15 protein-coding genes and 1 pseudogene are annotated in these 16,347 nt (G+C 61.6%); 8 read left to right on the top strand and 8 right to left on the bottom strand.

What is annotated here, in order from left to right; genetic code table 11:
- Positions 1–67 precede the first annotated feature (67 nt).
- Together cysQ and nudE are read right to left on the bottom strand one after the other, a co-directional pair.
- Entirely contained in the window at positions 68–895 is an 828-nt protein-coding gene (gene cysQ, locus BM321_RS13670) for a 3'(2'),5'-bisphosphate nucleotidase CysQ (protein WP_092442849.1), read from the bottom strand.
- Positions 892–1,458: an ADP compounds hydrolase NudE gene (gene nudE / locus BM321_RS13675; protein WP_053117370.1), complete on the bottom strand. Its 567-nt coding sequence runs from the start codon at positions 1,456–1,458 to the stop codon at positions 892–894. The genes cysQ and nudE overlap by 4 nt, the downstream gene beginning before the upstream one ends.
- 88 nt (positions 1,459–1,546) lie before the next feature.
- On the opposite strand from nudE, the gene yrfG reads away from it, so the two are divergent.
- Positions 1,547–2,209, top strand: coding sequence for a GMP/IMP nucleotidase (yrfG, locus tag BM321_RS13680; RefSeq protein ID WP_092330075.1), 663 nt, complete (start codon positions 1,547–1,549; stop codon positions 2,207–2,209).
- 111 nt (positions 2,210–2,320) lie between these two features.
- On the opposite strand, the gene lysM is transcribed toward yrfG, so the two are convergent.
- Positions 2,321–2,761, bottom strand: coding sequence for a peptidoglycan-binding protein LysM (lysM, locus tag BM321_RS13685; protein ID WP_092442850.1), 441 nt, complete (start codon positions 2,759–2,761; stop codon positions 2,321–2,323).
- Between the two features lie 133 nt (positions 2,762–2,894).
- Here lysM and BM321_RS13690 point away from each other — a divergent pair, with 133 nt between their 5' ends.
- The 4 genes from BM321_RS13690 to BM321_RS13705 all read left to right on the top strand — a co-directional run bounded on the left by BM321_RS13690 (position 2,895) and on the right by BM321_RS13705 (position 7,821).
- Positions 2,895–3,782: a LysR family transcriptional regulator gene (locus tag BM321_RS13690; protein ID WP_092442851.1), complete on the top strand. Its 888-nt coding sequence runs from the start codon at positions 2,895–2,897 to the stop codon at positions 3,780–3,782.
- Between the two features lie 93 nt (positions 3,783–3,875).
- Positions 3,876–4,715, top strand: coding sequence for a formate dehydrogenase accessory sulfurtransferase FdhD (gene fdhD, locus BM321_RS13695; RefSeq protein WP_092330070.1), 840 nt, complete (start codon positions 3,876–3,878; stop codon positions 4,713–4,715).
- Positions 4,712–7,060 carry an FdhF/YdeP family oxidoreductase gene (locus BM321_RS13700; protein ID WP_092442852.1) on the top strand — a complete coding sequence of 783 codons (2,349 nt, stop codon included), beginning with the start codon at positions 4,712–4,714 and terminating at the stop codon, positions 7,058–7,060. Before fdhD ends, BM321_RS13700 begins: the two co-directional genes overlap by 4 nt.
- A gap of 281 nt (positions 7,061–7,341) precedes the next feature.
- Positions 7,342–7,821, top strand: a complete 480-nt coding sequence (locus BM321_RS13705; protein WP_072409178.1) for a glycine zipper domain-containing protein — start codon at positions 7,342–7,344, stop codon at positions 7,819–7,821.
- Positions 7,822–7,899: 78 nt separating this feature from the next.
- Here BM321_RS13705 and BM321_RS13710 read toward each other — a convergent pair whose 3' ends face one another.
- From BM321_RS13710 to BM321_RS13720, 3 genes and pseudogenes are all read right to left on the bottom strand, one after another.
- Positions 7,900–8,319, bottom strand: a complete 420-nt coding sequence (locus tag BM321_RS13710; protein ID WP_092330061.1) for an acyl-CoA thioesterase — start codon at positions 8,317–8,319, stop codon at positions 7,900–7,902.
- Between the two features lie 46 nt (positions 8,320–8,365).
- Complete coding sequence (locus BM321_RS13715; protein ID WP_092442853.1) at positions 8,366–9,592, bottom strand: 3-hydroxyacyl-CoA dehydrogenase; 1,227 nt, start codon at positions 9,590–9,592, stop codon at positions 8,366–8,368.
- Positions 9,593–9,699: 107 nt separating this feature from the next.
- Positions 9,700–11,591 (bottom strand): annotated as a pseudogene (locus BM321_RS13720) (ATP-dependent DNA helicase RecQ).
- Between the two features lie 256 nt (positions 11,592–11,847).
- Here BM321_RS13720 and BM321_RS13725 point away from each other — a divergent pair.
- Genes BM321_RS13725 through BM321_RS13730 form a run of 3 tightly spaced genes read left to right on the top strand, consistent with a single transcriptional unit; the run spans position 11,848 to position 13,609 of the window.
- Positions 11,848–12,912, top strand: a complete 1,065-nt coding sequence (locus BM321_RS13725; protein WP_092442854.1) for a S8 family peptidase — start codon at positions 11,848–11,850, stop codon at positions 12,910–12,912.
- Positions 12,913–12,962: 50 nt separating this feature from the next.
- Entirely contained in the window at positions 12,963–13,208 is a 246-nt protein-coding gene (locus BM321_RS29845) for a hypothetical protein (RefSeq protein ID WP_139230492.1), read from the top strand.
- Between the two features lie 47 nt (positions 13,209–13,255).
- Positions 13,256–13,609 carry a DUF1493 family protein gene (locus BM321_RS13730; RefSeq protein WP_092442855.1) on the top strand — a complete coding sequence of 118 codons (354 nt, stop codon included), beginning with the start codon at positions 13,256–13,258 and terminating at the stop codon, positions 13,607–13,609.
- A 76-nt stretch (positions 13,610–13,685) separates the two neighbouring features.
- On the opposite strand, the gene BM321_RS13735 is transcribed toward BM321_RS13730, so the two are convergent.
- Both BM321_RS13735 and hslO read right to left on the bottom strand, forming a co-directional pair.
- A complete protein-coding gene (locus BM321_RS13735) occupies positions 13,686–15,230 on the bottom strand; it encodes a phosphoenolpyruvate carboxykinase (RefSeq protein WP_092442856.1) in 1,545 nt (514 codons plus the stop codon).
- 178 nt (positions 15,231–15,408) lie between these two features.
- Positions 15,409–16,311, bottom strand: coding sequence for an Hsp33 family molecular chaperone HslO (hslO, locus tag BM321_RS13745; RefSeq protein WP_072409190.1), 903 nt, complete (start codon positions 16,309–16,311; stop codon positions 15,409–15,411).
- Positions 16,312–16,347: the final 36 nt, after the last annotated feature.

Consider the following 16,347-nt stretch of genomic DNA (forward strand, 5'->3'; position numbering starts at 1 on the left):
CGAGGCGCCTGTATCGCGAGCAAGCTTTGCTCCCACAATCCCCTCGCCACAAGGGATCGAGCCAGACTTAAGAGCGAGCCAGCTCCAACAGCTTCCCACGCCACGCCGCTTTGGCCGGCAACGCCAGGAATGACGTATTCAACAGCGACTCCCGCGGTGGATAGCAGAACGCTTCGCCGCTCAAGTCCAACACCTCGCCCCCCGCCCCTTCCAGCACACCCTGGGCGGCGGCGGTGTCCCACTGGGAGGTCGGCGCCAGCCGGGGATAACAATCCGCAGCGCCTTCAGCCACCAGGCAAAACTTCAACGAACTGCCAATGCTGGTCAGTTGCAGCTCGCCCAGGCTCTCGCTCAAGCCCTCCAGCAGGCGTTCCTGCGCCGGGCTGGTGTGCCGGCGACTGGCGACCACGGTGAACGTTTCGCCCGGCGCCAATGCATCACGAACCGCGATAGGCAAAGGCACATCGCCCTTGTCGCCACGCCAGGCACCCAACCCTGCGCCGCCGACGTAAAAGCGTCCATTGGTCGGCATCGACACCACACCGAAGACCACGCGGCCCTGTTCCACCAAGGCGATATTGACGGTGAACTCCTCGCTGCCGGAGATGAATTCCTTGGTGCCATCCAACGGGTCCACCAGCCACCAGCGTTGCCAGCCGGCGCGCACGCTTTGGGCAATATCGGCATCCTCTTCGGAGAGGATCGGAATATCCGGGGCCAGCGCCGTCAACCCGGCCACGATCACATCATGAGCCGCCATGTCCGCGGCAGTCACCGGCGACTCGTCGGCCTTATGGTCGACCTGCACGTTGGCGCGCCAGAACGGCAGTATCGCGTCACCGGCCTGCAGCGCCAGCTCGACTACGGGGGCCATCAACGGATGAGGGAAAGTCATGACAGGAACGCTCCACGCTGGGCCAGCAGGTCACGGGCCAGGTACAGTGCCGCCAAGGCCCGGCCCTCGGTGAATTGCGGATTCTGCGCCAGGGCCGAGAGCTCACGCAGGTTGACCTTGTCCACCCCCATCGGCTCGGGCTCGTCGCCCTCCAGCCGTTCTTCATACAGATCGGTGGCCAGCACCACCTGGATCTTCTGGCTCATGTAGCCAGGGGACAGCGACAACTCGGTCAGGTGTTCCAACTGTCGCGCGCCGAAGCCGGCTTCTTCCTTGAGCTCCCGCTCGGCCGCCGCCAACACGTCTTCCCCTGGCTCGATCAAGCCCTTGGGCAGGGACAGTTCGTAGGCATCGGTGCCACCGCAATACTCTTCCACCAGCACCGCGTGGTCGGCGTCGAGCATCGCCACGATCATCACCGCGCCGTAGCCCGCCCCCTTGCTCGCCAGACGCTCATAGGTACGCTCTACGCCGTTGGAAAAGCGCAATTTCAGTTCTTCCACACAGAACAGGCGGCTGGTAGCGACGATCCGGCGATCGAGTATGGTGGGTTTCTGGCGCATAAACGGCTCCCTGGGCGATAGCAGGCTACTATACCCGGCCTATTCTGATTGTTTGTGTCGGATATCCGATTACCGCTGGAGAAGTTTTATGGCCTCGTTGCCCTGGCATGAGATCGATACGGTTCTGCTGGACATGGACGGCACCCTGTTGGACCTGCACTACGACAACCATTTCTGGCTCGAACACCTGCCCCAGCGCTATGCCGAACTGCATGGCGTGAGCCGGGCGATGGCCGAGATGGAGCTGCAACCCCTGTTCGAGCGCAACGCCGGCCAGTTGCAGTGGTATTGCCTGGATTTCTGGAGCACTGAGCTGAAGTTGCCGGTGCGCGAACTGAAGTTGGAAACCGCCCACTTGATCGCCTTGCGCCCGGACGCCGATACGTTCCTGGCGGCAATCCAGCGGGCCGGCAAACGCGTGGTGATGATCACCAATGCCCACCGCGATTCGTTGTCCTTGAAGCTGGAACGCATCGAACTGGCTCCCTACTTCGAACGCTTGATCAGTTCCCACGACTACGGCTTCCCCAAGGAAAACCCGCAATTCTGGGACGCGCTGCAAGCCGACCTGAATTTCGACCCGGCCCGCAGCCTGTTCATCGACGACACCCTGCCGGTGCTGCGCAGCGCCCGGGACTTCGGCGTGGCGCACCTGCTGGCGGTCAGCGAGCCGGACAGTCGCAAGGGGCCGAAAGATACGGGGGAGTTCGAGGCGCTGGGGGATTATCGGGACTTGATTGCCGGGCTTTGAACCGCGCCGTATTCATCGCGAGCAAGCTCGCTCCCACATTGGTTTCGCGGCGAACCAAGAACCCCTGTGGGAGCGAGCTTGCTCGCGATGAAGGCGACACAGGCCTGAAAGTTACTCGGGAATACGCAACACCTGCCCCGGATAGATCTTGTCCGGATGCGACAGCATCGGCTTGTTGGCCTCGAAGATCTTGTTGTACTTGTTTGCGTCGCCATAAACTCGCTTGGAAATGGCGCTCAATGTGTCACCCTTCTCAACAGTGACGAACTTCGCCGGTGCAGCGACCGGGCCCGTCACGGTGATCTGATCGTCAACACTGCCGACGCCTTCGATGTTACCCACCGCCAACAGGATCTTTTCCTTCTCTTCCTGGCTCGCGACTTCACCGGTGACGATGACTTTGTCGCCCTCGACGGTCGCCTGAACGTTCGGATTGCCCAGGCCGACCTTTTCAATGTGCTCTTTCAATTGTTCGCTGGCATTGGCATTGCCGGGGGTCAGCAGGTCGATCAGCTTTTCACCGGCTTCCTTCACAAAGCTAAAGATACTCATGGCACACGCTCCTTGATTTAAGTGTCCAGACGCAAAGACTAGACCAGGCGAGACGAACCCGGTTCCCAGCCGACCAATGACCCCGCCACGCGCAAGCGCTAGAATCCGAATCTTCCCGCGCCCTGGAGCGAAGATGGACATCAAGCAGCTGAAATTTCTCATCGCGCTGGACGAAACCCGTCACTTCGGCCAGGCCGCCGCACGCTGCCATATCACCCAGCCGACGCTGTCGATGCGCCTGCGCAGCCTGGAAGAAGAACTCGACCTGCCGCTGGTCAACCGCGGCCAGCGTTTTGAAGGTTTCACCGCGCCGGGAGAACGGGTGCTGGCCTGGGCGCGCACGGTGCTGGCGGCCTATGACGGGCTGCAGGCCGAAGCGGCGGCCTGTCGGGGCAATCTGGTGGGTACGCTGCGCCTGGGCGTGGTGCCGTTGTCGGACTTCGACCCGCTGGCGATGATGCAGCGCTTGCACGCCGAGCACCCCAGCCTGCGTTTCGAATTGTCGTCCCTGAGCTCCGAACGCATCCTCGAACAGTTGGCGAACAACCGCATCGACCTGGGCATTTCCTACCTGGAACGCCTGGACAACGAACGTTTCGAGGCCCTGCCCTTCAGCCCCACCCGCATGGGCTTGCTTTACGACCAGCGTTATTTCTTTTTCGGTGAACAACCGCTGACTTGGGAAGCCCTGATCGAACTGCCCCTGGGCATGCTCACCAGCGGCATGCATTTTCGCCAGTCCATCGACCACAATTTCCACAGCCGGGGCCTCACGCCCCAACCACTGTTGCAAACCGACGCGGTGCATCAATTATTACAAGCTGTGCACGGCGGACTGTGTTGCGCGGTGATGCCCCTGGACAGCGGCCTGGACGTGCTGACCGAAGACTTGCGCATCCAGCCCATTGAAAGCGCGCAAACACTGGTCTCGCTGGGCCTGATCATGCGACGCGGCGCCCCCCGCTCGGCGTTGGCCGAGGCCTGTTTTGCCCTCTACCAGAAATCAGCGACGACTTCTTGATCGACGTCATCTATTGAAAGATCAGTAATAGCGATTAGACGTGGCAGATTGCCGCATTTAGTCTTAACACTATTCCTACTTTCAGTGATGCCCATGAACGACAAGCCTCCGGTCAGTCCAGCGCCAGCGATGGAAACATCCACGCCGGTCGCCAGCCAGAGCTATGGCTACTGCAATCTGGACCACTCCCAATCGGACAGCACCGCGCTGGCCGAGGAAGTGGCGCTGGCGATTGCCTATAACGGCATCAGCCAGGCAGTCATGCTGGTCACTCCCACCGACCTGGAAGACTTCATCGTCGGTTTCAGCCTCGGCAGCGGCATCATCGAAGATTCATCGGACATCTATGACCTGCAACTGAGCGGCACGGGTGCCGCGCACTATGCCCAGGTGACCATCGCCAACCGCGCCTTCTGGAACCTCAAGCAGCAACGCCGGCAGTTGGCGGGCACCAGTGGCTGCGGATTGTGCGGGGTGGAAGCGGTGGAACAGGCCTTGCCAAACCTCAAGGTGCTGCCCGGCGCACCACTGCCCGCGGCGCAATGGCTCGATGGCCTGCGTGACCGTATCAGCCAGTTCCAGCCCCTGGGCCGACATTGCGGCGCGGTCCATGCGGCGTTGTTCATGAACGCCCAGGGTGAATTGCTGCTGGGCCGCGAAGACATTGGCCGGCACAACGCCCTCGACAAGCTGATCGGCGCATTGATCCGACAACAGGTTCCGGTGGCCGGTGGCGTGGCGATCGTCACCAGCCGTTGCAGCCTCGAACTGATCCAGAAAGTACTGCGCGCCGGCATCCAGACCCTGGTCAGCCTGTCGTCGCCCACGGGCCTCGCCGTGCAGTGGGCCCGCCAACACAACCTCAACCTCATCCACCTGCCGCAAAAAAGTGCGCCGCGGGTCTACAGCCCTGCGATGGAGAAACAAGCGTGAGCAATCATCAACAAGCCGACCAGAAACCCATACCGCGTTACAAGCCTTACAAGGGCCCAGCCGGTGGTTGGGGTGCGCTGATCAGTGTCGCTCAGGCCTGGTTGACCAGCGACAACGCGCTGAAAAACATCCGCATGATGCTCAAGACCAACCAGAATGGCGGTTTTGACTGCCCTGGCTGCGCCTGGGGCGACTCTCCCGAAAGCGGTATGGTCAAGTTCTGCGAGAACGGCGCCAAGGCCGTGAACTGGGAAGCCACCAAGCGCCGCGTCGACGGTGCGTTTTTCGCCAAGCACAGCGTGACCTCGCTGCTGGAGCAGAGCGATTACTGGCTCGAATACCAGGGTCGCCTGACCGAACCCATGCGCTACGACGCCGAAACCGACCGCTACAAGCCCATCAGCTGGGAAGCGGCGTTCGCCCTGATCGGCAAGCACCTGCAAGGGCTGTCCAGCCCCAGCCAGGCCGAGTTCTATACGTCGGGCCGGGCCAGCAACGAAGCGGCCTACCTGTATCAACTGTTCGTGCGCGCCTACGGCACCAACAACTTCCCCGACTGCTCGAACATGTGCCACGAAGCCAGCGGCGTAGCCCTGGCCCAGAGCGTGGGCGTGGGCAAGGGCACGGTGACGTTCGACGACTTCGAGCACGCCGACGCGATTTTCGTCTGGGGCCAGAACCCTGGCACCAATCATCCAAGGATGCTCGAACCGCTGCGTGAAGCAGTGAAGCGCGGCGCCCAGGTGGTGTGCATCAACCCGCTCAAGGAGCGTGGCCTGGAGCGTTTCCAGCATCCGCAACACCCGCTCGAAATGCTCACCAACGGTGACAAGCCAACCAATACCGCGTATTTCCGCCCGGCCCTGGGTGGCGACATGGCGATCTTGCGCGGCATGGCCAAGTTCCTGCTGCAATGGGAGCGTGAGGCGCAGAACAGCGGCGCGGCGTCGGTATTCGACCACACGTTCATCAATGAACACAGCACCAACGTGCTGGATTACCTGGCGGCGGTCGACGATACGCCGTGGGAACAGATCGTCGAGCAATCGGGCTTGACCTTGGTCGAAATCGAGCAGGCGGCGCGCATGTACGCCAAAAGCGAGAACGTGATCATGTGCTGGGCGATGGGCATCACCCAGCACCGCCATTCGGTGGCGACCATCCAGGAAATCGCCAACGTGATGATGCTGCGCGGCAACATTGGCCGGCCAGGCGCAGGCTTGTGCCCGGTCCGGGGCCACAGCAACGTGCAGGGCGACCGGACCATGGGCATCAACGAGCGTCCGCCGGTGGCATTCCTCGACGCCCTGGAGCGGCGCTTCCAGTTCAAGGTACCGCGAGAAAATGGCCACAACGTGGTCGAGGCGATCCACGCCATGGCCGACGGCCAGGCGAAGGTGTTCATCGCCCTGGGCGGCAACTTCGCCCAAGCCACGCCGGACAGCCAGCGGACCTTCCAGGCCTTGGCCAATTGCGACCTGACGGTGCAGATCAGTACCAAGCTCAACCGCAGCCACCTGGCTCACGGCAAGGACGCGCTGATCCTGCCGTGCCTGGGCCGCACCGACATCGACCTGCAAACCGAAGGCGCGCAAGCGGTGACCGTGGAAGACTCCTTCAGCATGGTGCATGCCTCATACGGCCAGTTGCAGCCGCTGTCGAACCAGATGCGCTCCGAACCGTGGATCATCGCCAGCATCGCCGCCGCCACGCTGGGTAGCCGTCCGGTGGACTGGAACTGGCTGGTGGCCGACTACAGTCGCATCCGCGACCTGATCGCCGATACCGTCCCCGGTTTCAAGGACTTCAATGAAAAACTGAAGAACCCTGGCGGATTCTATCTGGGCAACAGCGCCGGTTCGCGACGCTGGAACACCCCATTGGGCCGCGCCAACTTCAAGTCCAACCGGCTGCCGAGCGACCTTGTGCATGAACGCACCCGTGCCACCGGCCAGTTGCCCGACCTGATCCTGCAGTCCATGCGCTCCCACGATCAGTACAACACAACCATTTATGGCCTCGATGACCGCTATCGCGGCGTCAAGGGCCAGCGTGACGTGTTGTTCGCCAACGAAGCGGACATCATTCGCCTGGGCTTCAAGCCGGGGCAGAAAGCCGACATCGTCTCGCTCTGGGATGACGGTCGCGAACGTCGGGTCAAGGGTTTTACCCTGCTGGCGTTCGACATTCCGGCCGGGCAGGCTGCCGCCTACTACCCTGAAGTGAACCCGTTGGTGCCGCTGGAAAGCACGGGCGACGGCAGCCACACCCCGACGTCGAAATTCGTCGCGATCCGCCTGGAAGCGGCGAGCGAGAATGGACTGATCCTGGCCAAGTCGGCCTGACATACAGTTCATTGGCGAGGCGATTGGATTGTGTGGGAGCAAACTTTGCTCCCACACAGCTCGCTCCCATGAGCGTACTTTTCGAGCGCCCACAAAAAAGGCCGTTTTTCCTAGAAAACGGCCTGTCCGAAGTAGCTAAAGACCGGCCAATTTGCGTTAAGTTCCGACCGTAAAACAATAACTTAGAGAATTGTGCACAAGTCGTGTTACTCGTCGGATTTCGATTGTAAGCAAGCCAAGCGAGCCTCAGGATCGCGCCGTCATCCCTTTGAGGCTCCTCTATGAAGTTCTCCTCCATTCTCTTGTTGTCCCTTAGCCTGGCCAGTGGCATCGCTTGCGCCGGTGGTACTGCCGAAGCGGGTGTGGGCGGCGCATTGGGCGGGGTTTTGGGTTCGGTCGTCGGCCAGTCCCTGGGCGGCAACACCGGTTCCACTATCGGCGCGGCGCTGGGCGGTGCGGGCGGTAGTGCGGTCGGCGCAGACAAACACAGCCGCGGCGAAGCGGCGATCGGCGGCGCGCTGGGCGCGGCCGGCGGCAACGTGGTCGGCCGTAGCGTCGGCGGCAGCACCGGCAGCCTGATCGGTGCGGCGGCGGGCGGTGGCGCGGGTGGCGCCCTGGGTAACTACATGGGCAAGGACGATGACGATGACCGTCGTTATGACGATCGCCGTGGTGATCGCCGCTACTACCGTGACGGCCACCCAGGTCGCGGCCATGCCTATGGGCACCGCAAAAAACATCATCGCCACTACCGCGACTAACGGCTGATCGATACCAGCCGTTGAAGATCGCAGCCTCCGACAGCGCCCAGCGCTGGCAGGAGGCTGCGATTTTTTGTTTCAGACCACCAACCGCTCCAACGCCCCACGTAGCCGATCCGGAATCGCCACCGGCCGATTCGACGCCCGATCCACGAATACGTGAACAAAACGCCCCGCCGCACACGCCTCCTCCTCGCCCGCCTTGAACACCGCCAGCTCATATTGCACCGAACTGCTGCCCAACTTGCCCACCCGCAGGCCGATTTCAATCCGGTCTGGAAAGGCGATCGAGGCGAAGTAGTCGCAGGCCGAACTCACCACGAACCCCACCACGTCTCCATCATGGATATCCAGGCCGCCGACTTCGATCAGGTAGGTATTCACAGCGGTATCGAAAAAGCTGTAGTAGGTGACGTTGTTGACGTGACCGTACACATCGTTGTCGTGCCAGCGCGTGGTGATGGGCTGCAAGTGTGGGTATTCGTTGCGTTGGGGCATCAGGTGTCCTTCATGGTTGTTCAATGGTCTTGACGTGGCACGGGGCTCAGGCCTGCGCGAATCCCTTGCCCTGCGCCGCCAGCTCGCCGATCAGACGCGCGGGCTTCCACTGGTCGCCCTGCTTCGTTTCGAGCTCCAGCAGGCGTGCGTGGATGGCTTCCAGCCCCTGCCCGTCGGCCCAGGCCATCGGCCCGCCCTTGTCCGCAGGGAAGCCGTAGCCGTTGAGGTAGACCAGGTCGATCGCGTGGGCCGACTCGGCAATGCCTTCCTGCAGGATCTTCGCCCCCTCGTTGACCAGCGCCAGCAAGCAGCGCTCGAGGATTTCCTCCGGGCCGATCTCGCGACGCTGGAAGCCCAGCGCCTCACTGACCCGCAACACCAGCGCATCGACCTCGACATCATGCTCGGCCTGTCGACTGCCCGGCTCGTAGTGATAATACCCATTGCCGCTTTTCTGGCCGAACCGCCCCAGCTCGCACAGACGATTGTCCACTTGCACCTCGGGCGCATCCTGGCCCTTGCCCGCCAGCTCACGAGCGCGCCACTCCAGGTCGATGCCAACGACGTCGTACATGCGAAACGGTCCCATGGCGAAACCGAAGCCTTGCAACGCCGCATCCACCTGATGGGGGAACGCCCCCTCCAGCAACATCTTGCGCGCCTCCAGCACATAAGGATGGAGCATCCGGTTGCCGATGAAGCCATGGCAGTTGCCCGATATCACGCTGACCTTGCCCATGCGCTGGCCCAGCGCCAGGGCCGCATCCAGCACCGCTTTGGAGGTTTGTGCGCCGCGAACGATCTCCAGCAGCTTCATGATGTGCGCCGGGCTGAAGAAATGCAGGCCCAGGACTTGGGCTGGCCTGTGGGTGACAGCGGCGATGGCATCGATGTCCAGCGCCGACGTGTTGCTCGCCAGGATGGCCTCGGGTTTGAGCAGACCGTCCAGCTCGCGAAAGATGGTCTGTTTGAGCTCCAGGTTTTCGTAGACCGCTTCGATCACCAGGTCCACCTCACGGATCGCCGCGTAATCATCCGCCCGTGTCACCCTGGCGATCCGCGCATCTGCCTCACCCTGGTCGATACGGCCCTGGCGCACACCATGGGCATAGGTCTCGGCCACGGCAACCAGTGCCTGCTCGAGCATCTGCGAATTGTTGTCGACCCACTGCACCGCCACGCCGGCGTTGGCCAGGCACATCACGATGCCCCGTCCCATGGTGCCTGCACCGACCACTGCGGCGCGCTGAATGTCGAAAGGTGTCTGGCTCATGTTGGCTCTCTTGTTGGCGATCCGAAGACAGCCTTCACCTTAGTCAGGCGCCGAATGTTTTTGAAATTTATTCGTGTGATGAAGGGCATTCAGCGGATGGATGCAGCTCACAGATGCGCTTGAGTCCACTGGCGAACTTCCGCGTATGGATACGCTTCCAGCGCGGCATACCCAGGAATCTTCCGTGCCTTCAATCGGGTGAACAGCGGCACACTGATCCCGCACAGGAAGCGGGTGAGGCGCTCGGCAGACGGCACGCTGCCGCTGTGCTGCTCATGCTTGTGGATAAAATCGCCACACAACGCCTCGAAGCTTTTATCCACAAGCGTCGGCAGCGCAGGCGGCTCCGGCAGGCGAGCGATCTGCCCATGGCACACCGAACAATGACCACACGGGTGTGGCGCACTGTCGTCGCCGAAATACTGCGCCAAGCGATGACCCAGGCAACGGTCGGTGGCGAACAATTCGAGCATGGCGTGGATCCGCGCGATTTCACCGTGTTCGTGCCGGGTGAAATAGGCATGCAGCTCGGCACTCAAGGCCTGCACATCCAGATCCGCTTCCAGCACGCTGTACACCTCGGTCATCTGTTTGCTTTCCAGTTCGATCCAGCCCTTCTCCTGGAAATAATCCAGAGCCTTGACCACCCGATTACGCTCAGCGTGGTACTGCCGGTGCATCCCGTCGAAATCCACCGTGGCCCAGCTCCGGGCGCGACTGGAGGTCTGGATGATGGCCGCGACGAAGTCCCTTCGCTCACCTTCGAAGCGCTCCAGCAGCTCCTGCGGCTCGGTCAGGAGCTTGAAGCGATACTCCGCGAAATAGGCATAGCGCGGCGCAATCAGCCGGCGCAGCTCCAACTGGACCAGCAACGTCTTGAGCGGCAGTTGCCGGATGTTGCTCTGGTCCGCCAGCGGACCCAGCAAGAACTCCCATTGCCCATCGGCGGCGGCCTTCAGTTCATCGAGCACGCAAGCAATGCCAGCGAGCTCCGGTGTATCGCCGTACACAAAGTTCTCCAGCACGTTGAGACTGTCGCGGTTGGCCAGCACCAGGCAATCGGACGGCTGCCCGTCGCGCCCGGCCCGACCGATTTCCTGGCTGTAGTTTTCAATGGACTTGGGCAGGTCGAAATGCACCACGTTGCGGATGTCGCTCTTGTCGATGCCCATGCCGAAAGCGATGGTGGCGACAATGCAATTGGATTGCCCGTCCATGAATCGCCGCTGGATGGCTTCCCGTTGCTCATGGGGCAAACCAGCGTGATAGGCCTCGGCCTCGATACCGTGCTGGCTCAGGTATTCGGCGATCTGCTCGGCTGCCCGACGCGCGCGCCCAACCACTGCACCAGCCGTGCGCGCTTGGCGACACCCGGCACGGGTTCGATCAACAGATTGAGGTTAGGTCGGTAGAACCCGGTCGTCACCACATCGGCGGCGGCAATGGCGAACTTCGCCTGCATGTCGGCGATGACCTTGGGTGTGGCGGTGGCCGTCAACAGCAATACCTGGGGAATGTTGAACTGGTGCTGGTAATCGGGAAGCTTGAGGTAGTCAGGTCGGAAGTTATGCCCCCATTCCGAAATGCAGTGGGCCTCGTCCACCACCAGCAACGAAATCGGCACCTGCTGCAGGAAATTGCGAAAGCGCTCGTTCTTCAGGCGCTCCACGGAAATCATCAGGATCTTCAACTCGCCCGAACGGGCTCGCGCCATGGCGTCGCTGGCTTCGTCACGGCTCTGGGCCGAATCGATACTGGCCGCCGCGATGCCGTGGCGCTTGAGGAACGCCAACTGGTCCTGCATCAACGCCAGCAGTGGCGAAACCACCAGGGTCAGGTGCGGCAGGAGCAGGGCCGGCAATTGATAACACAGGGACTTGCCCGAGCCGGTGGGGAAGATGGCTGCCGCCGACCGACCGGCCAGTACGGCGCCGATGGCCGCCTCCTGACCGGGACGAAACTGTGGATAACCGAAAACCTGTTCCAGGGTGCTGTGCATGCGCGGTCGCTCCTTTGACTGCTGCGATGCCCAAAGCCTAGCGGGACAACGCAGCGCGTCGAGAAAAGGTCGGGGTAAAAACGATACCGGATGATACAGCGTCGAGCGCCTTTGCCTTGCCACGAGCAGATACAAATCCGGGCAATTTGATGTCTCGTCCCGACTTCGCCACCACGGTAAGGTGCGCCGACAACTCATGCTGTACGTCAAGGCCAGGAAGCCTGACGCTCGATTTCAATTCTTCAAGGAACGAACCATGCCACACCCGCTTTCCGCTCTACGCGCGCTGACGATCACGTCGGCCTCATTGCTCGCCGGTTGCTTGACCGTCCCCGATCCACCCGCCGTGGATCCTGCCCAGTTCGAAACCCCGGAGTATCACGCTCAACGAGGCTTGGCTGTCGTCAAGGCATCAGCGCTCTACGCTCGTGGCGGGACTGGCCAGGATGTTGTCGTGGCGTTGATCGACTCGGGACTCAACGCCAGCCTCGAGGAGTTCGAGGGCAGACTGGGTGATCCTGGATTCGACCATGTCGAAGACCGTCCCGGCACCGTTGACCGCATCGGTCATGGCACGCAGATGGCCGGTATTCTCGCCGCCAACAAGGACGACCAGGGCATGCACGGCATCGCGTTCAATGCGCGGTTGATCCCCTTTCGCTTTGGCGACGACAACGAGCCGTTTTTCTTCGACAGCGAAATCGCCCGGTCCTGGCAAAGTGGTTTTGACAAGGGTGCCCGGCTGTTCAACAACTCGTGGGCCAACGCCATTCCCGCCACCGAGATCAATGAGGCGCGCTACAACCAGGTGATGCCCGACTCCCTGGCCGTCGCTCGAAAACTGGTCGCGGACGGCGCCGTGTTGGTCTTCCCCACCGGTAACGAACTCAAGCGCGAGCCCCTGGCCGAGCCAGGACTGCCGGTCGCATTGCCAGAACTGGAAAAAGGCTGGATCGCAGTGGTGGCGTTGAAGAACGACGGCAGCGCCATCAACGGCAAATCCAACTATTGCGGCGTCGCAGCCGCCTGGTGCATCGCCGTTCCCGGCGGCGACGCCGGTGCACAGGCCGGCCTGCTCACCGTTGGCAAGGACGGCCGCTACGTGCAGACCGCTGGCACATCTCCCGCCGCCGCGTTGGTCAGTGGCGCACTGGCGGCGCTGCAAAGCCTTCACCCGCAACTCAGCCCGCAGCAGATACGCGAACATCTGCTGGCGACAGCCAACCGCACAGGTATCTACGCCAACAGCGAAGCCTATGGCAGAGGATTGATGGACCTTGAGGCCGCCGCACTACGCATGCCTGAACAGATGGCTGACTGAACCCAACCCTTATCGCTCGCGAGCCTGGCAGCAATCGACTCGCGATACCCATGAACACTTTGCGCCTGCCCCACCAACGCCAGGACGCCCGCGGTTCGCAGCTTGAAAAAGGAAATAACCATGTCGCACAAACTGAACCTACCTACCGTCCTGATGCTGTCCCTACTACTGGGCGGATGCATGAAATTCCCCGACGACCCGCCAATCCTCGCGACGGTCAAAACCGCAATCGCGACGCCTGCGATTTCTTGATTGCAGCGTTCTTCTTTTTCCAAGGGGCAACGATTTCCCCCTAAACTTTCCACCGGTACAGACGCACCTCTTTTATTCTGGACATTTCATCATGCACCTTGCGCCAGACTTCCCCGATGACCATGCCATGCGCCAACTCATGGAACTGCTCCATGAAGAAATCGGCCTGCCTGAACGCAAGACGATTCGCCTGGGCACTGCGATCAATCTCGACTTGGGTTGCGATGGCGCGGACGCCCGACACCTGATGGAGGCACTGGAGGAGCGGTTCGCCATCGAGCTCATCGACTACGACGCCTACCGCTATTTTCAGCCTGAAGGGTTCGATGTGTTTCAAAAGCGCAGGGCCAAGGGCCGGGGGAACAAGCTGCCACTGACCATCGGCATGCTTTACAAGGCGATCAAGGCACAGCGATGGGATACGCAGGAAGTGGAAGAGGCCTAGCTGATCGGCGTGCCTCAAATAGCCGCCCACAAAAAACCGCCCATGAAGGGCGGTTTTTTCATTCACCAACCAAGCCTTACAACTGCGGACCTGCAGCCTTGATCGCGTCGCTCACGTCGAACTTCTTGAAGTTCTCGATGAACAGACCGGCCAATGCCTTGGCCGCTTCGTCGTAGGCGGCTTTGTCGGCCCAGGTGTTGCGTGGGTTCAACAGACCAGTCTCGACGCCTGGCACAGCCAGCGGCACGTCCAGGTTGATGATGTCCAGGTGTTCGGTTTCAGCATCGATCAGCGCGCCGCTCTGGATCGCCGCGATCACCGCGCGGGTGGTCGGGATGTTGAAGCGCTTGCCGACGCCGTAGCCGCCACCGGTCCAGCCGGTGTTGACCAGGTAGACCTTGGAGCCGAAACCACGGATGCGCTTGATCAGCAGCTCAGCGTACTCACCGGCCGGACGCGGGAAGAACGGGGCGCCGAAGCAGGTAGAGAAGGTCGATTTGATGCCGCTGCCCGAACCCATTTCGGTCGAGCCCACCAGTGCGGTGTAGCCGGACAGGAAGTGGTAGGCGGCTTGTTCTTCGCTGAGGATCGACACCGGCGGCAGTACGCCGGTCAGGTCGCAGGTCAGGAAGATCACGGCGTTTGGTTCGCCACCGAGGTTTTTCGGTGCGCGTTTTTCGATCAGCTCACGGGGGTACGCAGCGCGGCTGTTCTGGGTCAGGCTGTCGTCGGCGTAGTCGGCCTTCTTGGTGACCGGGTCCAGGACGACGTTTTCCAGTACCGCGCCGTGCTGGATGGCTTTCCAGATCACCGGCTCGTTCTTCTCGGACAGGTCGATGCACTTGGCGTAGCAGCCGCCTTCGATGTTGAAGACCACGCCCACGCCCCAGCCGTGTTCGTCGTCACCGATCAGGTAACGGCTTTCATCGGCGGACAAGGTGGTCTTGCCGGTGCCCGACAGGCCGAAGAACAGGGTCACATCGCCCTCTTCGCCCATGTTCGCGGCGCAGTGCATCGGCAGCACATCAACGGCTGGCAGCAGGAAGTTCTGCACGGAAAACAGGGCTTTCTTCATTTCACCGGCGTAGCGCATGCCGGCGATCAGCACTTTCTTGGCCGCAAAATTGATGATCACGGTGCCGTCGGAGTTGGTGCCGTCGCGCTCAGGCTCGCAAACGAAATTCGGCGCGTTGAGGATCTGCCATTCATCCTTGCCGCCGGCGTTGTATTGCTCGGGGTTGATGAACAGGCAACGGCCAAACAGGTTGTGCCACGCCGTCTCGGTGGTCATCTTGACCGGCAGGTAGTGCGCAGGATCGGAACCTACATGCACATGGGAGACAAAACGCTCGCGCTCGCCCAGGTAGGCTTCGACGCGGTTCCACAGGGCATCGAACTTGTCGGCCGGGAACTTGCGGTTGATCGGTCCCCAGGCGATGGCGTCCTGGGTGGTTGGCTCTTCCACGATGAAACGGTCGACTGGCGAGCGACCGGTACGATGACCGGTACGGACAACCAGCGCGCCAGTATCGGCAAGCTCGCCTTCACCGCGACTCAGGGCTTCTTTGACCAGATCATCGACACTCAGATCGGTGTACACGGCGTTATTGGCTTGCGTCATGAGATTCCCCGTCGGCCCGTGGCCGAGTGCTCCAAACGTTTTGTAGTAGGAAGTCGCGCACTACTACCCGAAAAAAGTGGGCCGGATTATGCCAGAAAAGCCCAAAAAAAGTAGGGCCCTCCTGTCAGTACGGCGTAAATCCGGCGTTTGCCAGGAGATTTACCTGCGCTGAACCGTTTTAGTGTCGGGTATCTGACGGTGTGTCGACACCCGCACCGGCGAACAATTGAGCGATGTCCGCCGCGTCGAACAGGTAGCGCTCGTTGCAAAACTGGCAGTCGATCTCAATGGCACCGCCATGTTCGATCACCAGTTGCTGCGCATCTTCCAGACCCAGACTGACCAGCGCATTGCCGGAACGTTCACGAGAGCAACTGCATTGGAAGCGCAACGACTGGCCGTCGAACAAGCGTACCTGCTCCTCGTGATAGAGGCGATGCAGCACGGTTTCGTTGTCCAGGCTCAGCAGTTCATCGGCGCTCAGGGTGCTGGCCAGAGCGGTGATGTGCTGCCAGCTGGCGTCGCGTTCCTCCGGATCGCGAAGGCGATCGGCAGGCAGTTGTTGCAGCAGCAAACCGCGCGCGCGCCGCCCGTCGGCGTAGAGCCAGAACCGGGTATTGGTCTGCTGGGACATGACGAAGTAGTTGGTGAAGCACTCGGCCAGGGTCGCGCCGTCGAGATCGACGATGCCCTGGTAGCGCTTGCCATGGGTGGGGTCCACCGTCAGGGCCAGCACGCCATTGGGCATCATGTCGGCCAGGGTCGCGTCGGGCGCGATCTGCTCGGCGTGATAACGGGCCAGGCCGCGGATTTCGCGCTCGCTGGAGCACTCGATCATCAGCAGCGGGACCGGCCCCTCGGAGCGCGCCTGGAGAATCAGCAAGCCATCGAACTTCAAGGTGCCCACCAGCAACGCCGCAGCCGCCATCAGCTCGCCGAGCAGTTGTGCGACCGGCTCCGGATAGGGGTGCTTGGCGAGGACTTCGGCGTAGCTACGCTCCAACGCCACCAGCTCGCCACGGGCGTCGCTGTCATCGAAGATGAAACGTTGGGTGTAGTCGGTATCCGGTAAATCAGTCATAGGATCTGGTATCTGAGGTGATGACAAATGATGGCG

Origin of the sequence: Pseudomonas sp. NFIX10 (assembly GCF_900111955.1) — a bacterium.
In the GTDB taxonomy this organism is placed as follows: Bacteria; Pseudomonadota; Gammaproteobacteria; order Pseudomonadales; family Pseudomonadaceae; genus Aquipseudomonas; species Aquipseudomonas fluorescens_AA.